The sequence below is a fragment of the Streptomyces sp. NPDC002306 genome (assembly GCF_053593435.1).
The window spans coordinates 45101-61222 of the sequence record NZ_JBSFCK010000010.1; the positions used below are offsets into that span (position 1 = coordinate 45101).

The following is a 16122-nucleotide window of genomic DNA, read 5'->3' on the forward strand; positions in this document are numbered from 1 at the left end:
GGTCCGCCTCAGCGGCGGAAGAGAATTTCTGGTGATGGCGCTTCCATGACCCGTGGCACCGACTGTCTGCGTCACGTGGTGTGAAAGCACCGATTCCGGAGCGTGCCCTGCGGACCGCTCAGCACCCGCGTACGGCGTACTGCCCAGGTACGACGTACGGAATACCGCGCGGCTTGGGGAGCTCCCGGAAGAATGTTGGTCCCGGACGGGGACACGAAGCACCTCGCCATGGTGGGGTCGGGTGCAGACTTGAGGTTAACACTACCGGATCCAACAAACATTCCCCCTCTCGAAATCCGGCAACCGTGTCTCAGCTCGCAAGCGGCAGCACGCTCGCTCCCTGCAGATCAAGGCTCAGCCGGTTCGCAGCCCAGCCCGTACCGGCCAGCTGCTCGACCTTGTCGGCGGTGCCCGCGTCGGCCAGCGCCATGACGGTGGGTCCGGCACCCGAGATGACGGCCGGAATGCCGTCCGCACGCAGTCGTTCGACGAGCGCGGCGCTCTCCGGCATGGCGGGTGCGCGGTAATCCTGGTGGAGCCGGTCCTCGGTCGCGGGCAGCAGCAACTCGGGGCGCCTGGTGAGGGCCTCGACGAGCAGCGCGGCGCGGCCCGCGTTGGTGGCGGCGTCGACATGCGGCACGGTACGCGGCAGCAGACCGCGCGCGGTCGCCGTCAGTACCGGCTTTCCGGGGACGAAAACCACCGGAACGATGGAATCGGCGGGCTCCATCCTGATCCCCCGCGCGGCGCCCGCCTCCATCCAGGAAAGCGTGAACCCGCCCATCAGACAGGCCGCGACGTTGTCGGGGTGGCCTTCGATCTCGGTGGCGAGTTCGAGCAGGGCGGCGTCGTCGAACTTCGCCTCGCCGCCTATGGTCACGGCCCGCGCGGCCACGATGCCGGCGCAGATGGCCGCCGACGACGAGCCCAGACCGCGGCCGTGCGGAATGCGGTTGGCGCAGACGATCTCCAGCCCGCGCGGCTGGCCGCCCAGCAGGTCGAACGCGGTCCGCAAGGACCGTACGAGCAGGTGACTCTCGTCGCGCGGGAGGGTCTCGCCGCCCTCGCCCGCGATGTCGATGTGCAGTCCGGAGTCGGCCACCCGGACGACCACGTCGTCGTACAACCCCAGCGCGAGGCCGAGGGCGTCGAAGCCCGGGCCGAGGTTGGCGCTGGTGGCGGGGACGCGCACCCGGACGGCGGCGGCGCGGAACGCTGGACCGGCCATCGCTCGATGAACTCCTTGAGCTGCGAGATTGTCGAATGACATGCGATACGGACGTGCGACATGCGATGCGGCAGACGATGCGAACGGATTCGATAGGTACGTGGCGATGAGTACGTGAGGACCCTCGGGCCGTGGGACGGCGCGACGCCGTGCCGTATGCGGAGGCATATGCAGCGGGCGGGTTCAGTACAGCCTATCGAAGGAAGGTTCCGTGGCGACATAGGGCGCACAGGAGGCGCACGATGCGTGTCGTAAGCCCCCTGTGCACCCCCGATGGGGTTACCCCTGACCGGTCGGCGTCCCTCGTCAGGCGAGACCGAGGCGCTCGGCCGCCGTCGCCGCGTCGACCGGCACGGTGACCGGCTGCGGGGCGCCCGCGACGGCCCAGTCCGGGTCCTTGAGGCCGTTGCCGGTGACCGTGCACACGATGGTCTGTCCCGGGTCGACCTTGCCCTGCTCGGCCGCCTTCAGCAGACCGGCCACGGACGCGGCGGACGCGGGCTCCACGAAGACGCCCTCCTGCGCGGCCAACAGCCGGTAGGCGCGCAGGATTTCACGGTCCGTCACCTCGTCGATGAAGCCGCCGGACTCGTCCCGCGCCGCCAGCGCGAACTTCCAGGACGCGGGGTTGCCGATCCGGATCGCGGTCGCGATCGTCGACGGGTCCTTGACGATCTCGCCGCGCACGATCGGGGCGGAGCCCGAGGCCTGGAAACCCCACATGCGCGGCGTCCGCCGGGCGATCCCGTCGGCGGCGTACTCGGTGTAGCCCTTCCAGTACGCGGTGATGTTGCCCGCGTTGCCCACCGGCAGGACATGGATGTCGGGGGCGTCCCCGAGCATGTCGACGATCTCGAAGGCGGCGGTCTTCTGTCCCTCGATCCGCACCGGGTTGACCGAATTGACCAGCGCCACCGGGTAGTTGTCGCTCAGCGCGCGGGCGAGGGTGAGGCAGTCGTCGAAGTTGCCGTCGACCTGGAGGATCTTCGCGCCGTGCACGAGGGCCTGGCCCATCTTGCCGAGCGCGATCTTCCCCTGCGGGACGAGCACGGCCGAGACCATGCCGGCCCGCACCGCGTACGCGGCGGCGGAGGCCGACGTGTTGCCGGTGGAGGCGCAGATGACGGCCTTCGCCCCCTCCTCCTTGGCCTTGCTGATGGCCATGGTCATCCCGCGGTCCTTGAAGGACCCGGTGGGGTTCGCGCCCTCCACCTTGAGGTGGACCTCGCAGCCCGTGCGCTCGGAGAGCACCTGCGCGGGCACGAGGGGCGTGCCGCCCTCGCGGAGCGTCACGACCGGCGTGCTGCCGGAGACCGGCAGCCGGTCCCGGTACTCCTCGATGATTCCGCGCCACTGGTGGGTCATTGCTGGTTACTCTCCTTCAACCCGCATGATGCTGGCGACACCCCGCACGGTGTCGAGCTTGCGCAGCGCCTCGACGGTCCCGCTCAGGGACGCGTCGGACGCGCGGTGGGTGACGACGACGAGAGAGGCCTCGCCGCCGCCTTCAGGACGACCTTGCTGCCGCACCGTGTCGATCGACACGCCCTGCTCGGCGAACACGGTCGCCACCTGGGCGAGAACACCCGGTTTATCGGCCACATCGAGGCTGATGTGGTAGCGCGTGACGACATCGCCCATCGGCGAGACGGGCAGCGCGGCGTACGCCGACTCGCCGGGCCCGCTGGCGCCGTTGAGCCGGTTGCGGCAGACGGCGACGAGGTCACCGAGGACGGCGGAGGCGGTGGGGGCGCCGCCCGCGCCGGGGCCGTAGAACATGAGCTGACCGGCGGCGTCGGCCTCGACGAACACGGCGTTGTAGGCGCCGCGCACGGAGGCCAGCGGGTGGCTCAGCGGAATCATCGCCGGATGCACGCGCGCGGTGACGGACCCGCCGTCCGCGGCCCGCTCGCAGATGGCGAGCAGTTTGATGGTGCAGCCGATCCGCTTGGCCGCGGCGAAGTCGCCGGCGGTGACCTCGGTCATGCCCTCGCGGTACACGTCGTCGAGACGCACCCGCGTGTGGAAGGCGATCCCGGCGAGGATGGCGGCCTTGGCGGCGGCGTCGAAGCCCTCGACGTCGGCGGTCGGGTCGGCCTCGGCGTAGCCGAGCGCGGTGGCCTCGTCGAGGGCCTCCTGGTAGCCCGCGCCGGTGGAGTCCATCTTGTCGAGGATGAAGTTGGTCGTCCCGTTGACGATCCCGAGCACGCGGTTGACCTTGTCACCCGCGAGGGACTCGCGCAGCGGCCGGATCAGCGGGATGGCACCGGCGACGGCGGCCTCGTAGTAGAGGCTCTCGCCGTTCTCCTCCGCCGCCGCGTGCAGGGCGGCCCCGTCCTGGGCGAGCAGGGCCTTGTTGGCGGAGACGACGGACGCGCCGTACTCGAAGGCGGTGGTGATGAGGGAACGGGCGGGCTCGATGCCCCCGATGACCTCGACCACGACGTCGATGTCGCCGCGCTTGACCAGCGCGGTGGCGTCGGTGGTGACGAGGGCGGGGTCGATCCCCTCACGGACCTTGCCGGGACGCCGTACGGCCACGCCCGCGAGCTCCACGGGCGCGCCGATCCGGGCGGCGAGGTCGTCGGCGTGCGTCGTCATGATGCGCGCCACCTCTGAGCCGACCACTCCACAGCCCAGCAGCGCCACCTTCAGCGGACGCGTACGCATCATCCGACCTCGTTTCCTCATACCGTCTACGGTCGCACCAGTCTCACTCACCGGACGGGACTTTCTGCCCCTGGTCCGGATCGTGAGACATCTATTTCATCCCTGCGGGCCGGGAGGACGACAGATCTTCCGCCCGCCGCGCCCCCGCGCCTCCCGGCTCGTCCGCCGCCCGGGACCCGGGCGACCCCGGACCGGTCTCACCCGACGTCGAGACGGAGAAGGTCCTCCTCCGTCTCCCGCCGGACGATGAGCCGGGCGGCACCGTCGTGCACCGCGACGACGGGCGGCCGGGGCACGTGGTTGTAGTTGCTGGCCATGGAACGGCAGTACGCACCCGTGGCGGGTACGGCGATGAGGTCACCGGGCGCCAGGTCGGCCGGCAGGAACGCGTCCTTGACCACGATGTCCCCGCTCTCGCAGTGCTTGCCGACGACGCGGGCGAGCATCGGCTCGGCCTCACTGGCCCGGGAGACGAGGGCGACGCTGTACTCGGCGTCGTAGAGCGCGGTGCGGATGTTGTCGGACATGCCGCCGTCGACGGAGACGTACGTACGCAGCCCGTCGAGGGGCTTGATGGTGCCGACCTCGTACAGGGTGAAGGCGGTGGGCCCGACGATGGCGCGCCCGGGCTCGACCGAGATGCGGGGCGTACGCAGCCGGGCGGCCTCGCACTCGCGGGTGACGATCTCCGTCAGCGCCTTGGCGATCTCGTGCGGCTCGCGCGGGTCGTCGTCGCTGGTGTACGCGATACCGAGCCCGCCGCCGAGGTCGATCTCGGGCAGTTCGACACCGTGTTCGTCGCGGACGTCCTTCAGCAGCGACACGACCCGGTGCGCGGCGACCTCGAACCCGGACATGTCGAAGATCTGCGAGCCGATGTGGCTGTGGATGCCGATGAGCTCCAGGCCGTCGAGCTGGAGGGCACGGCGCACGGCCTCGGCGGCCTGACCGCCGGCGAGCGGGATCCCGAACTTCTGGTCCTCGTGCGCGGTCGCGATGAACTCGTGGGTGTGCGCCTCGACGCCGACCGTGATCCGGATCTGCACCCGCTGCCGCTTCCCCAGCGACTGGGCGATGTGGGCGACCCGGACGATCTCCTGGAAGGAGTCGAGGACGATGCGCCCGACACCGGCCGTGACGGCCCGGTGGATCTCCTCGGTGGACTTGTTGTTCCCGTGGAACGCGATGCGCTCGGCGGGCATCCCGGCGGACAGGGCGGTGGCGAGCTCGCCGCCGGAACAGACGTCCAGGTTGAGCCCCTCCTCGTGCAGCCAGCGCACGACGGCACGGGAGAGGAAGGCCTTGCCCGCGTAGAAGACGTCGGCGTCGTGGCCGAACGCGGTCCGCCAGGCGCGCGCCCGGGCGCGGAAGTCAGCCTCGTCGAGGATGTAGGCGGGGGTGCCGAACTCCTCGGCGAGCCGCTTCACGTCCATCCCGCCGACGGTCGCGACCCCGTCCGCGTCCCGGCTGACGGTCTGCGCCCACACCTTGGGGTCGAGGGTGTTGAGATCGGCGGGCGGGGCGGAGTAGTGCCCCTCGGTGAGGACATCGGCGTGCCGGGGCCCGGCGGGGTGTGCGGAACGACTCATGACTGAAGGGCTCTTTCTTGCTCTCTGGCGCCCTGCGGCGCTCTCAGAGGTGGTCGGGTGCGTCGATACCGAGCAGGGACAGGCCACCGGCCAGCACCGTCCCGGCGGCTTCGGCGAGAGCGAGCCGGGCACGGTGGGCGGCCGAGGGTTTCTCCTCCCCGCGGGGGAGGACGGCGGGCAGGAGGACGAGGATCCCGTCGGCGATACCGAGGAGGTGCCGGGCCAGGCGGGAGGGCGCGTCGATCCGGGGGGTGGGAAGCGGACCGCCCGGGGAGGCGGGGGCCAGGACCAGGTCGCCGAGGAAGCGGGGGTGGTCGGCGAGGAGGGCGAGCAGGGCGCGGTGCCGCTCCTCGGTGTCGCCGACGGGGCCGGGCTCGGGGGTGAAGCCGAGGTCGGCGGCATTGCGCAGGACGGCCCGGGTGCGGGCGTGCGCGTAGCGGACGCGGAAGAGAGGGTTGCTCTCGCGCTGGACCAGGTGATCGGCGGTGATGCGGGGCCGGTCGTGCGGGGCGGGGTGGAGCAGGGCCCAGCGGGCGGCGTCGGGGCCGAGCGGGGCGGGGTCCTCGGGGGCGGGCACGGGCCGCAGGCCGGCGGGCTCGCCGTGCTCGACCGCGACGCGCCCGCCCTGGGACCCGATGATCCGCCCGAGCGCGTCGGCGACGGCCTCGGCCCGGACGTCGTACGGGATACACAGCGGGACGACCTGACCGGCAAGGGCGTCGGAGTGCCCGTAGAGCGGCCCTTCGCGCAGGATCCGCCGCACCAACGCGACGGAGGCGGCGCCCTGGTCGAGGCTGATGTTGAGGAACCCGGGTCCGGTGATGTCGACCCCGGTGACACCGGCGGACCGGACCAGATACGGCCGGAGCACCTCGGCGACGCGACGCGGGGGCTGCCCCGCCGGGCGGGCGAGCTGGAGGGCGATGTTGGTGGCGTAGTCCCCGCGGCCACCGGGACCGGGCGGCGTCACCACGGCCCGCTCCGGCACGGCCACCCTCAGCGCACCTTCGTCCACAGCATCACGCACCGCGCGCAGCACGGTACGGGAGAGCTCGACGGGGGTCACGGGACCACCCTAGGCGAGGAGGGGGCAGGTCACGCGAACCGGTGGGGGGAGGGTCCGGTATGTGGACGGGGGGTGGTGGGCGGGGCGGCGGCTGGGACGTCGGTGGGGCACCGGGGGCGCCGGTTAGGACGTCGGCCGGGGGACGGGCAGGGCGCGGGTGGGCGCGCCGGTTAGGGGGCCGGGCGGGCGCCGGGCAGAGCGCTGGGGGGAGCGCCGGTCAGGGCGCTGGCTGGGACGCCGGTGGACGCGTCGGTCAGGGCGACGGTGGAGAGCGGCAGGCGGGAGACGCGCGGCGAGGTGAGGAGGCAGGCCGGGGCGGGCTGGGCCGGAAGGGGTCCGGCGGGTTGTCGCGACCCCGCTGATGGATGGCGGATTGGCCGAGGACGAGGGCCCGCGCAGGAGGTTTAACTGGGTTTAACTGCCTGGGATGGCGCGCCCCGGGCGCGTAACGGCTAGCTGCGGTGAGCCCCGCTCGCTCACTGACCGCCGACATGGCAGACGTAGAGAACTAGCTGCCGACGTGGCAGGCACATGGGGACTGGAGAACTGAAGAAAGCTGGAAAGCTAGAGAGGTGGAGGACTAGCCGCCGGCGCGCTCGGCCGCCTCGCCGGCGCTGAGCACACGCCTGAGGGAGCCCCCGCCACTCCCCTCGGCGGCGGCCGCACTCCCCCCGCTCTCGATCAACTCCCTCACGAGCCGAACGAGTTCGGCGGGCTCGAAGGGCTTGGCGAGGAAGGCGTCGACGCCGACATCGAGCCCGGCCTCGACCTCGTATTGCGTACACGCGCTGACGATGGCGAGAGGCAGCCCGCGCGTCCGGGGATCGGCCCGCAACCGGGCGGCGGTCCGCAGACCGTCCAACCGGGGCATGACGACGTCGAGGGTCACGAGGTCAGGCCGCACCTGATGCACGACTTCCAGACACTCGGCACCATCAGCCGCGGTCACCACCTCGAGACCCTCCAGCTCGAGATTGACCCTGATCAGCTGCCGGATGACCTTGTTGTCGTCTACAACAAGCACCCGTCCCGAAGCGCCTGGCACAACTCGAGAGTAGGTCCGGACCGGCCACCGCGTCCGGGTTTTCCCCACTTCCACCCCGTGCGAGGGACGCCGACCCCTTCGCCACCTCGCGACGCCGACAAAACCCGTTCATGACCACCCAGGCGAAGCTGGTAGTGTTCTGTCCGTCGCCGCGAGCAACAAGCCCGCGACGGACACGCCCCCGTAGCTCAGGGGATAGAGCAACGGCCTCCGGAGCCGTGTGCGCAGGTTCGAATCCTGCCGGGGGCACCCCTCATGAGGTGCCCAAAGACCCCGTCACCAGCGGAAACGCTGAGGCCGGGGTCTTCGCGTATGCGCAGCCGGATGCCGCCCGAAGCGGCCGTATGTCGGGGTCTGTGGACGAGGCGTGGACGGGATCTTGGGGCATCACACCAGGTGAGGCCCCCAAATCGACGTACCCCCGGAACAGGTGCGGGGGCCGCACCGCCAGGCGCTACCAGCTCCCCGCTAGTCGGTGGTGACGCCTCAGTACCCGATGTGCACGGGCCTGCCGTCGCGGTAGAGCACTGTGCAATTCCCTTGGCTGCGGCCCGGGAACTCCAACCGCCCGGAGTCGAGAGCCGCGTCCCACTCCTCTTAGGTGGGCCGGCCGTGAGGAGCCCACGCGCGCACCTCGCTATCGGTGAGCGGCCGCATGAACGGACCGTCGTCGCTGTCCTCGGCTTCGATCATGAGAGGGAAGTCCAGCACGGTTCCCGTGCCACCGGTGAAGATGTACTCCTGCCAGTCCGGGTCGCGCCAGAGTTGTTCAACGGACCGTCCCTCGAAGCCGCGGCTGTCCCGCGCCAGCTCGTCTTCCTGGGCCTGCCGGAACGCGGCCGACAGATCACGCTGATACGGGCCCGTGCGGGCCCATTCGTCGCCGCCCATTCGTATCCCCTCTCCGTTCGACATGCTTGATCGAAAGCGGAGTGTAGGAGACGGCACTGACAGGTCATCTCGCCCAGCCAGTGGTCCCCCACAGATCACGCAGGGAGGCCGGCACCTCGCTGGGACGCACCGGCTCATGCCCGGATCCAAGCCTGACGATGGCGAGCGATGCCGTACACCCGCTCGACCTGCTCGGCCGTCAGCACTCCGGAAAGCGGCGCCAGTGCCGCCACTTCACGCTCCCTGTACACGCGTACGCTGAGCTGCGTGGCGACCACGTTCAAATCGGTCACACCGACGAAGACGAGCACCGGTTCCACCGGTACGGGGAAGCCGCAATAGTGCTCAAGCACGCGAGCTACTCGCTTGGCCTCAGCCCGGCTTTTGCGCGCGTAGGGTGCCGGCTTTCCGTGATCGACCTTGACTGAGTCGTCGCCGACCCATACCGACCTTTTTTGATGCTTCTTCGTATTAATGCTGAATACGCCGCCAGGCCCGATCAGTAGGTGATCCACATCCACCTGGTCTGCCAAGGGGATGGAATGCAGGACACGCCAGCCGTGCCGCTCCAACCGGTTCAGTTCGGCTCCCACCCTCCGCTCCCCCGCAAGGCCCTTCCGCCAGGAGTCCCATTCGGCGGGGCGCCGCAGGAGTTGCGAGACGACCCGCTTGATCAGGCCCGGCCCGGATTTATCGAGCAGAGACTCACCGGGACGGTTGGCCGACAAGTCATCGGCCGCCGTCAGGGGCGGCAGCAACGGGGGAACCTCAGCCTCAGCCTGGGGCGTCCCGAGTGTCTTCTGCGGCTGTACCGGTTCTGGGGTGTTCCGTAAGTGGTCTGTCAGGATGGCGATCACGTCGTCGCGATACTCAGCCACCAGGACCGTGATGTCCCCCGTCCTCACATCTGCCCAGCCGACCGCCCTGCCATCAGGCAGGTTCGCGTACAGGCGATCATGTCCGTACCGCTTCCAACGCGTGACCTTCAGCTCCACGAGTCCCCCCTCGTCCGCTCTCAGCTCGAAGCGTCGCAACAGGTAGGGCTCATGACGAGAGATGCCCCGGACAAATTGCCCGGGGCCTCGGTGGGGTGTGCAGGGTGCCTCACTCGTATTCGCGCAACAAGTCCTCGATACGCCGGTTGGCCACGTCCTGCCGCCCGTCGAGGCACTTCGCATAGCGGGTCAGCAGGACCTCAACGCTGTTGCCGGCGCGCTCGGCCACCTCTGTCGGGTCGACGCCCGCGTTGAGCCACGTCGACAAAGCCGAGTGCCGCAGATCGTACGGCCGACTCGCGAGCGGCGAGGCCGCGACGGACGGCGGGAGCGCGAGGAGACGGGCCTCCTGCCAAACCCGGTAGTAGGTCGAGGACGGGACGACCGAGCCCTTCTCGCTGAAGAAGAGTCGTCCGTCGTCCGCCGTGCCGAAGGTGGCCAGGTGCTCGCGAAGCGCGACCACGAGATGGGGCGGGATCGGCACCCGCCTGACGTCCTCAACCGGCCGGTTCTTCAGACCGCGGTCGTCGTGGGTCTCCCCCGAGTCGGTCCACTGCTTGCCGACCGACGGCCGTGTCCGGTGAAGCAGTGCCGATCCCCAGCCCTGTTCGGGGAGGCGAAGGTCCGTCTCGACGAGGCCGATCGCTTCAGCCGGCCGGAGCCCGCCGAAGTACATCGCAGCGAACAGACCCACCAGGCGCCGACCACGGGCCCGCCGGTAGCCGCCCACGTAGGAGACGGCCGCCAGGAGATTCCGAGCCTGCTCGGGGTTCGCGACAACGCGAGGATCGACCTGGTTGGAGACCTTCGGCTTCTGCCAGCGGACGGCCGTGATCGGGTTCTCGCGCAGCTCCCCCAGGTCGACCGCATAGTTGGCAGCGTTGACAAGGGTCCGCCGCTTACGCCGCACGGTCTCGGCTGCCGCGGCCGTGCCGTCGAGCCTGAGCTTCAGCGAGTCCAGCACCGCACGCGCCGTGGCCGGTTCAGCGAGATCGGCCAGCGGTCGCGATGCCTTGGCCACCCAGTGGAGAACATTCCGTACGTCGTCCGGGACGTCTCGGTCGTCCGGCCCCGGCAGGACGAAAGCCCAGTTGCGCAGCGCCTTACGGATGGCTTGGTCGGACGGCCCTCCAGCCCGCTCGTCGAGGAGCTCCACCGTCACGCTGGTAAGCGACTCGTTGATGCCATCGCGCGTATTGGGAGCGGCGTGCGGCCATTTCATGGCGAGGTACCGGAGGGCGAAGTCGTACCAGGACACAGCCGACTTCTTCGTTTCCATCGAGTCCGGAAGCCCGGACGCCTGGTCGAACTCCTCGCCGTCGCGCATCGCCCGCATCAGCTTCGAGCGGTAGTGATCGGCGAGTGCCTTCGTCCGGAACGAGTCGGAGAAGACATTGCCCGCCACGGACCACCGAACGCCGTACGAGGGCGTCTTCGTGTCACGCTTCCGAACGGCCCAGACCTTCACGTCAAGAGACTTCACGCCGCGGCCTCCAGCTCTCGCAGCCACGTCGTGAAATCACTTCGCCACACACGGAGCTCTCCGTTGGGCAGTTTGAATGCCGCCGGCCCGAACCCCAACTCGCGCCAACGGTAGAACGTCCGGCGGGACACCCCACCCAGCTCATCCAACACCTGGCGCACGGTCATCAGCTCATCGCGCTGCGGGTTCACGTCGGTTCTCCTTCCGTACCGAGGGCGGGTTCGAGCGACGCGGACAACCAGGCTTCGGCGGCCGAGAGGCCGGTACCGGCGTAGGCCCAGTGCGCGAGGACGTACGTCGTCTCGGGCTCGCGTTCGGGCTGTGCGGACGCCGCTCGGGCACGGCGCCAGTCCGCGCGGGCCGTGCGGAGGGCTCCGAGGGTGGTGGAGTAGCGGCGGGACTTGGTGGAGAAGTGGCCGCGGAAGCCGAGCATGTGAGCCCAGGCGCGTAAGCGGAGGTGTTCCAGGTCCTTGCGGGCACCGAGCGTCCACGCGGTACGGATCAGGCGGCGGGCATGTTCGGTGAGCGTGGCTTGGGCCAGCTCGGCGAGGAACCTGAGCGGGCGGTCGAGGGTGCCGGTCGTGGTCTCGGCGCCCTTGGTGGCGTACTTCGCGATGTACGACGCGACGGCCCGCTCGGTGAGCTCCTGGCCGCCGTCGAAGTCGGCGGAGCGGATCGGGCGCACGTCGAGTTGCCGGCCGAAGACGAAGGAGTGCTGACGGCCGTCGACTTCCGGTCCGTCGACGCGGGCGGCGGTCGCTGCGGACCGGATGGCGTCGGTCAGAAGCTCGGCAGTCGCCCAGGCCGGAGGCGTGGTGTCACCGCCCTCGGGGCCGTCCAGGCGGATGACTGCATGGAAGTGGACCGCACCGCGCTTCTGGTACTCGGCCACCTTCGCGAAGGAGACACGGGCGTGATGGCGGAGGGCCCGTTGGGTGAGACCGGCGCGCTTGGCGACCTCCCGGCGGAGGTAGATCGAGAAGCGACGCCAGAGGGCTCCCGCATGTGCGTTCCAGAGAACGGCCGCTTCGTAGTCGTAGGAGTCGGGAGTGAGCGGCGTCCCCAGGGCCGGGTCCTGGTCGTCGTGGTGGGTGCCGCAGCGGCAGGCCCGCCCGCCTGTGGGGCGGTTGTGGACGGGGCCGAAGCCGGGTGCGGTGAAGGTGGCGAAGACGCGTGGGTGTGTCGCGACCTGGTCCGAGGTGCCCTTGCCGCCGCGGAGCCCCGCGGTGATCAGGTGGAAGGTGTCGCGACGGTAGGTCTCGGCGCAGGCCGGGCAGCGGGTCTCGCGTCGGTTGTTGCAGCGGACGAGGAGGTTGCCGGCCGGAAGGGCGGTCGAGTCGAGGTGGTGTAGAGCAGGGCCGATCTCGCCGGTCGTGGTGTCGACCGCGTACTCGGTGCGGTGACCGTCGAGGCGGACTGGGCGAGTGCAGCCGCCCAAGGTGGAAAGCTGGCGGGCCAGTTCGGGCAGGGTGCCTATGGAGGACAGCGTGGAGAGTTCCGCCAGCGGGGGCGGAGTCTGCCGGGTGATGATGAGATTTCCTTTCGGCTGTTTCGGCGGTTCGGAGGGACGGCCCCGGGGCGGCGGGATGCTTGGCGGCTTGTTGCCGCCCCGGTGGCCGGTCAGCGTTTGTTCGCGCCGGTGACCAGGGAGCGCAGGACCACGGCGGCGATGGCCACGGACACGGCCGTGACGGCGACGACCGCGAGGAGCGCGGTCAGGACGACCCCGACGACGACCACCGCGGCGACCGCGCCCACGTACGGGCTCAGGGAGGGGCGGCCGGCGGAGAGTGCCGAGGTGTGGGTGTGGTGAGGGCTCAGCGCGTTCGAGCCGGGCAGCGTCGGGACGTCGGGCAGCTTGGGGCGGAACACGGCGGGTCTCCTTCTCAGTCGTGGGTGCCGTTGACGACGTCGACACCGGAGCGGGTGCCGGAGTCGATGACCGGGGCGAGGAAGGTCCTGGAGAGCAGGAAGCCGAACAGGGCGATCACGACGACGATCCAGACGCGGACGCCCAAGAACTTGATCGCGGCCCAGGCGATGAGCCCCAGAACGAGGACGAGCGGCAGCGAGACGGTCATGGGAGCTCCCTCAGCGGGCGGCGCAGCGGTGGGTGCGCGCGGCGAGTTCGGCGGCGGCGCGGCTGTCGTAGTCGGTGGAGAAGCCGCAGCGCGGTGCGGTACAGGCGGCGGCGTGCTTCTCTCGGCCACGGGAGTCGTAGTACGTGGCCACCTGGACGGGGCCGATGCGGACGACTCGGCGGAAGCGCGGGTTCGCGGGCATCAGTCGGTTACCTTCCTGTTCTCTCCCGTGAAGTCGGCGACGTGGCTGACCAGCCAGGCCTTGATCTCCTCGCCCTCGTAGAAGTCGGCGGCGAGGATGACCGGCTCGGCGATCAACATGGCTTCGGTGAGCCGGTTCTGTCGGGTGAGCTCGGCAGCGCGGTTCAGCGCGCGGAGCGTGGACGGGCGCACGGTGGGATGTCCTCCGGGTCAGGCGAGTTGGGCGGCGATGGCTTCGGCGAGCGGCAGCGGGACGCCGAGGCGGGCGCGCAGGGTCGAGGTGTCGATGGCCGTGCCCGTCCGGGTGCGGTGTTCGTCGGCGACCTTGTGGGCCAGCGCGACGAGGGCGGGCGGCACGGCGGCATTGAGAGGGGAATGGGCGGTGGACGGCTCGGGAGCCGGGGCGATCGGTTCGTTCTCGTCCATCCGGGCGGGTGTGCTTTCCCGTCCTGGTTCCGGTTCCGGTTCCGGTTCCGGCGCCGCGACGTGGCCTCGGTGGGCCAGCAGGGTTCCGCCGAGGAAGGCGACCGCGGGCCATCCGGCGACAAGGATCCGCAGCCAGGCGGGAACGTGGTCCAGGTCGAGGAGGCCGGCGGTCGAAACGTTGGCTCCGAGCGAGGCCGTCAGAGCGACGAGGAACCAGACCCACGCCGCGGCTTTCGGTCCTCCGGTGCGGAGTCGGTGCCAGGCGGCGACGAGAAGCAGGTCGACCGAGACCGGATAGGCCCAGGCCTTCCATCCGCTCTGTCCGGCAGCGGCGGCGAGGTCGTGCAGGTGGGCGAAGGACAGGGCCCCGGCGATGACGGCTTGGACCAGAACCGCGTCCGCGCGGAAGACGGGCCGGGTCATCGGGGCGTTTCACCGGGGTAGGCCGGGCCGTCGTCGGGGTCGTAGCCGGGCGGGAAGATGCCGGGCGGCGGCTCCGGGAGGGACGCGGCCAGAGACACGCCCACGGCATCCACGAACGTCGCGTCGGCGTCCGACCTGTCGGCGTACAGGGCGAGTTGTCCCAGCAGGACGACGGTTCGGGCGAAGTCCTCGCAGTCGGGGCACATGGTGGGTGCTCTCCTCCTTTCGGGCATGGCGGGGTAGGGACCTGACGCTTGGGTGCGTCGAATCGGGGGCGGGTTGGGCCTACTCGACGACCGGCCGGGGGTGGCTCAGTGGCTCGGCAGGCTTCGCGGTCGGTGCCGGAGGGACGTAGGGCTTGAAGGGAGAGAGCGCCGGTACGTCGGGGGCAAGGTGAGCCGTGCCGCGGCAGGTGGCGGCGGCGTCGGCCAGCGAGATGTACGGGGTACGGATGCGGGACCAGCCGCCGGAGGTGTCACCGGCGACGGCGAGCCCGGGGCGCTCGGCGGGAATGGAGCAAGCGGCGGACACGGCCTCCGGCGCGATGTCGCCGAGTGCCATCTTCGCGGAGGCTTCGTCGTTGACGCGGTGGGAAACGCGGCCGGTGAGCTGGGCGCGGAGCATGGTGGCGCCCTTGCCCAGCTCGGCGCCGAAGCGCTGCCCGCAGACCTCCAGGTAGATGCCGGCCGCGCGGCCGAGCTGGGCGAGTCGGATGAGGTGGGTGACCATCTCGTCCCGTCGTTCCTCTTCCTTGCGTGTCGCGACGAGGAAGAGCTCCGCGACCTCGTCGACGAACAGCACGACCGGGGACGGGCGTTCGTCTTCCGGCAGACCCCAGATGTCGGAGGTGATCAGTTCGTCGGGGGTGCCCGGGGCGGTGCCCTGTCGGGCCTTGATCAGGTCGTACCGGTCCTCCATTTCCTTCACGAGCACCGGCAGCAGTTCGGCCGCCTGCTCAGGGTCGGTCGCCAGAGCGGAGAGCCGGGCGGCGAACGGAGAGAGTTCGACACCCCGCTTGCAGTCGATACCGACCAGGACGACGGGCTGCGCGGCCAGGCCGGCGATCAGGTTGCGCAGGTACATGGACTTGCCCGACAGCGTGGCGCCGAGGACGAGTTCGTGCGGTACGGCCCGGTAGTCACGGACGAACGCAGTCGTGTCCTCCCGCAGCGCCACTGGCACCCGTAAGAGATCGGCCCCGGCCCGGCGCGGCATCCGTACCTTCCGCAAGACGTCGAAGCCGACCAGCCGCAGTTCGACGACTCCGGGCTTGATGTCCCGTACGTACACGGCGTGGACGCCCCAAGCGTGCCGGAGGCGCTCGGCCGAGGCCGCCAGGTCCGCGGGTTCCTGGCCCGGGGCGAGCCTGAGCCGCATACGCAGACCGGTCGAGGTGGGTCGGATGATGCCCCGGCGGGGCGGTACCGGCCGGACCTCACGTCGCGTGGTCCCCCTGACGGCCAGGGCCCGCCAGCGGGGAGGCTCGACGGTCAGACCACATGCGTCCATGGTCGAGGAGTAGGAGCCCAGCAGCCGGGCCACCGAGACCGGCAGCCCGACCGTGGACCAGTACGCGGCGGGGTGAGCATGCTTGAGGTAGGCCGTGCCGCCTATCGCGGCGAAGGCCCCGCCCAGCTCGGCCACCGTCACCAGATCGGTCACGCGATCAGCCCGCCTCAGCCATCGAGAAGGCCCCCGGCATGACGGCGGTCGCCCGGTAGGCGATGCCGTGGCGCTGCTGGCCGTTGAACACGCTCTGCCAAGGGCGGGCCACCAGGCCCGGCAGCGCGACCGGAGCTCCGACAGTCAGCCCTTCCGTGACGCCGCTTTCAGGGACCGTGACCTGAATCAGGGCCGACTCGCCGTCGTCGATGTAGACGACTCCCAGGGTCATCAGGGTCTCGCCGCTCACGGCGTCCTTGGCGATCTCACCGGTCTGCCGGTCACGCACCTTCGGCGCCGGCGCTTCGGTGAGCAGGATCGTGGCGGACGAGGCATCGATACGGATCACACGCACAGAGAGT

19 protein-coding genes and 1 tRNA gene are annotated in these 16122 nt (G+C 70.4%); 1 reads left to right on the forward strand and 19 read right to left on the reverse strand.

Translation table 11 applies throughout. The annotated features are described in order from the left end of the window. Positions 1–310: 310 nt before the first annotated feature. The 6 genes from thrB to ACWCQK_RS21060 all read right to left on the reverse strand — a co-directional run bounded on the left by thrB (position 311) and on the right by ACWCQK_RS21060 (position 7598). A complete protein-coding gene (gene thrB, locus ACWCQK_RS21035) occupies positions 311–1228 on the reverse strand; it encodes a homoserine kinase (RefSeq protein ID WP_451156957.1) in 918 nt (305 codons plus the stop codon). A 306-nt stretch (positions 1229–1534) separates the two neighbouring features. Further along, on the reverse strand, positions 1535–2593 hold the full coding sequence (gene thrC, locus ACWCQK_RS21040) for a threonine synthase (RefSeq protein WP_451156959.1): 1059 nt from the start codon (positions 2591–2593) through the stop codon (positions 1535–1537). 6 nt (positions 2594–2599) lie between these two features. Continuing rightward, positions 2600–3898, reverse strand: a complete 1299-nt coding sequence (locus ACWCQK_RS21045) for a homoserine dehydrogenase (RefSeq protein WP_451157352.1) — start codon at positions 3896–3898, stop codon at positions 2600–2602. 197 nt (positions 3899–4095) lie between these two features. Beyond that, complete coding sequence (lysA, locus tag ACWCQK_RS21050; RefSeq protein WP_451156961.1) at positions 4096–5487, reverse strand: diaminopimelate decarboxylase; 1392 nt, start codon at positions 5485–5487, stop codon at positions 4096–4098. A 43-nt stretch (positions 5488–5530) separates the two neighbouring features. After that, on the reverse strand, positions 5531–6553 hold the full coding sequence (nrtL, locus tag ACWCQK_RS21055) for an ArgS-related anticodon-binding protein NrtL (protein ID WP_451156963.1): 1023 nt from the start codon (positions 6551–6553) through the stop codon (positions 5531–5533). A 580-nt stretch (positions 6554–7133) separates the two neighbouring features. Then, a complete protein-coding gene (locus ACWCQK_RS21060; protein WP_451156965.1) occupies positions 7134–7598 on the reverse strand; it encodes a response regulator in 465 nt (154 codons plus the stop codon). A 177-nt stretch (positions 7599–7775) separates the two neighbouring features. Here ACWCQK_RS21060 and ACWCQK_RS21065 point away from each other — a divergent pair. After that, positions 7776–7847: transfer RNA gene (locus ACWCQK_RS21065), tRNA-Arg, on the forward strand. A gap of 348 nt (positions 7848–8195) precedes the next feature. Here the strand turns inward: ACWCQK_RS21065 and ACWCQK_RS21070 are convergent. From ACWCQK_RS21070 to ACWCQK_RS21130, 13 genes are all read right to left on the reverse strand, one after another. Then, positions 8196–8489, reverse strand: coding sequence for a hypothetical protein (locus ACWCQK_RS21070; RefSeq protein ID WP_451156967.1), 294 nt, complete (start codon positions 8487–8489; stop codon positions 8196–8198). Positions 8490–8623: 134 nt separating this feature from the next. Then, the gene (locus ACWCQK_RS21075; RefSeq protein ID WP_451156969.1) at positions 8624–9484 is read right to left on the reverse strand and encodes a nuclease-related domain-containing protein; all 861 of its coding nucleotides are present in this window, start codon (positions 9482–9484) and stop codon (positions 8624–8626) included. Between the two features lie 109 nt (positions 9485–9593). Further along, a complete protein-coding gene (locus ACWCQK_RS21080) occupies positions 9594–10967 on the reverse strand; it encodes a tyrosine-type recombinase/integrase (RefSeq protein WP_451156971.1) in 1374 nt (457 codons plus the stop codon). Further along, complete coding sequence (locus ACWCQK_RS21085) at positions 10964–11134, reverse strand: helix-turn-helix transcriptional regulator (RefSeq protein ID WP_451157354.1); 171 nt, start codon at positions 11132–11134, stop codon at positions 10964–10966. The genes ACWCQK_RS21080 and ACWCQK_RS21085 overlap by 4 nt, the downstream gene beginning before the upstream one ends. A 20-nt stretch (positions 11135–11154) precedes the next feature. After that, entirely contained in the window at positions 11155–12471 is a 1317-nt protein-coding gene (locus ACWCQK_RS21090; protein WP_451157356.1) for a replication initiator, read from the reverse strand. Between the two features lie 116 nt (positions 12472–12587). Then, positions 12588–12839, reverse strand: coding sequence for a SpdD protein (locus ACWCQK_RS21095; RefSeq protein ID WP_451157358.1), 252 nt, complete (start codon positions 12837–12839; stop codon positions 12588–12590). Between the two features lie 14 nt (positions 12840–12853). Beyond that, positions 12854–13048, reverse strand: coding sequence for a hypothetical protein (locus ACWCQK_RS21100; protein ID WP_153288610.1), 195 nt, complete (start codon positions 13046–13048; stop codon positions 12854–12856). 10 nt (positions 13049–13058) lie between these two features. Beyond that, positions 13059–13250, reverse strand: coding sequence for a mobile element transfer protein (locus ACWCQK_RS21105; RefSeq protein WP_390133413.1), 192 nt, complete (start codon positions 13248–13250; stop codon positions 13059–13061). Next, a complete protein-coding gene (locus tag ACWCQK_RS21110) occupies positions 13250–13441 on the reverse strand; it encodes a hypothetical protein (protein WP_351625549.1) in 192 nt (63 codons plus the stop codon). The genes ACWCQK_RS21105 and ACWCQK_RS21110 overlap by 1 nt, the downstream gene beginning before the upstream one ends. Positions 13442–13459: 18 nt before the next feature. Continuing rightward, complete coding sequence (locus ACWCQK_RS21115) at positions 13460–14098, reverse strand: DUF2637 domain-containing protein (protein ID WP_451156974.1); 639 nt, start codon at positions 14096–14098, stop codon at positions 13460–13462. Further along, entirely contained in the window at positions 14095–14304 is a 210-nt protein-coding gene (locus tag ACWCQK_RS21120; protein WP_266701378.1) for a hypothetical protein, read from the reverse strand. Before ACWCQK_RS21120 ends, ACWCQK_RS21115 begins: the two co-directional genes overlap by 4 nt. A gap of 79 nt (positions 14305–14383) precedes the next feature. After that, positions 14384–15760, reverse strand: a complete 1377-nt coding sequence (locus ACWCQK_RS21125) for an FtsK/SpoIIIE domain-containing protein (protein ID WP_451156977.1) — start codon at positions 15758–15760, stop codon at positions 14384–14386. 4 nt (positions 15761–15764) lie between these two features. Next, a complete protein-coding gene (locus ACWCQK_RS21130; RefSeq protein ID WP_153288616.1) occupies positions 15765–16115 on the reverse strand; it encodes an SCO3933 family regulatory protein in 351 nt (116 codons plus the stop codon). Between the last annotated feature and the right edge of the window lie 7 nt (positions 16116–16122).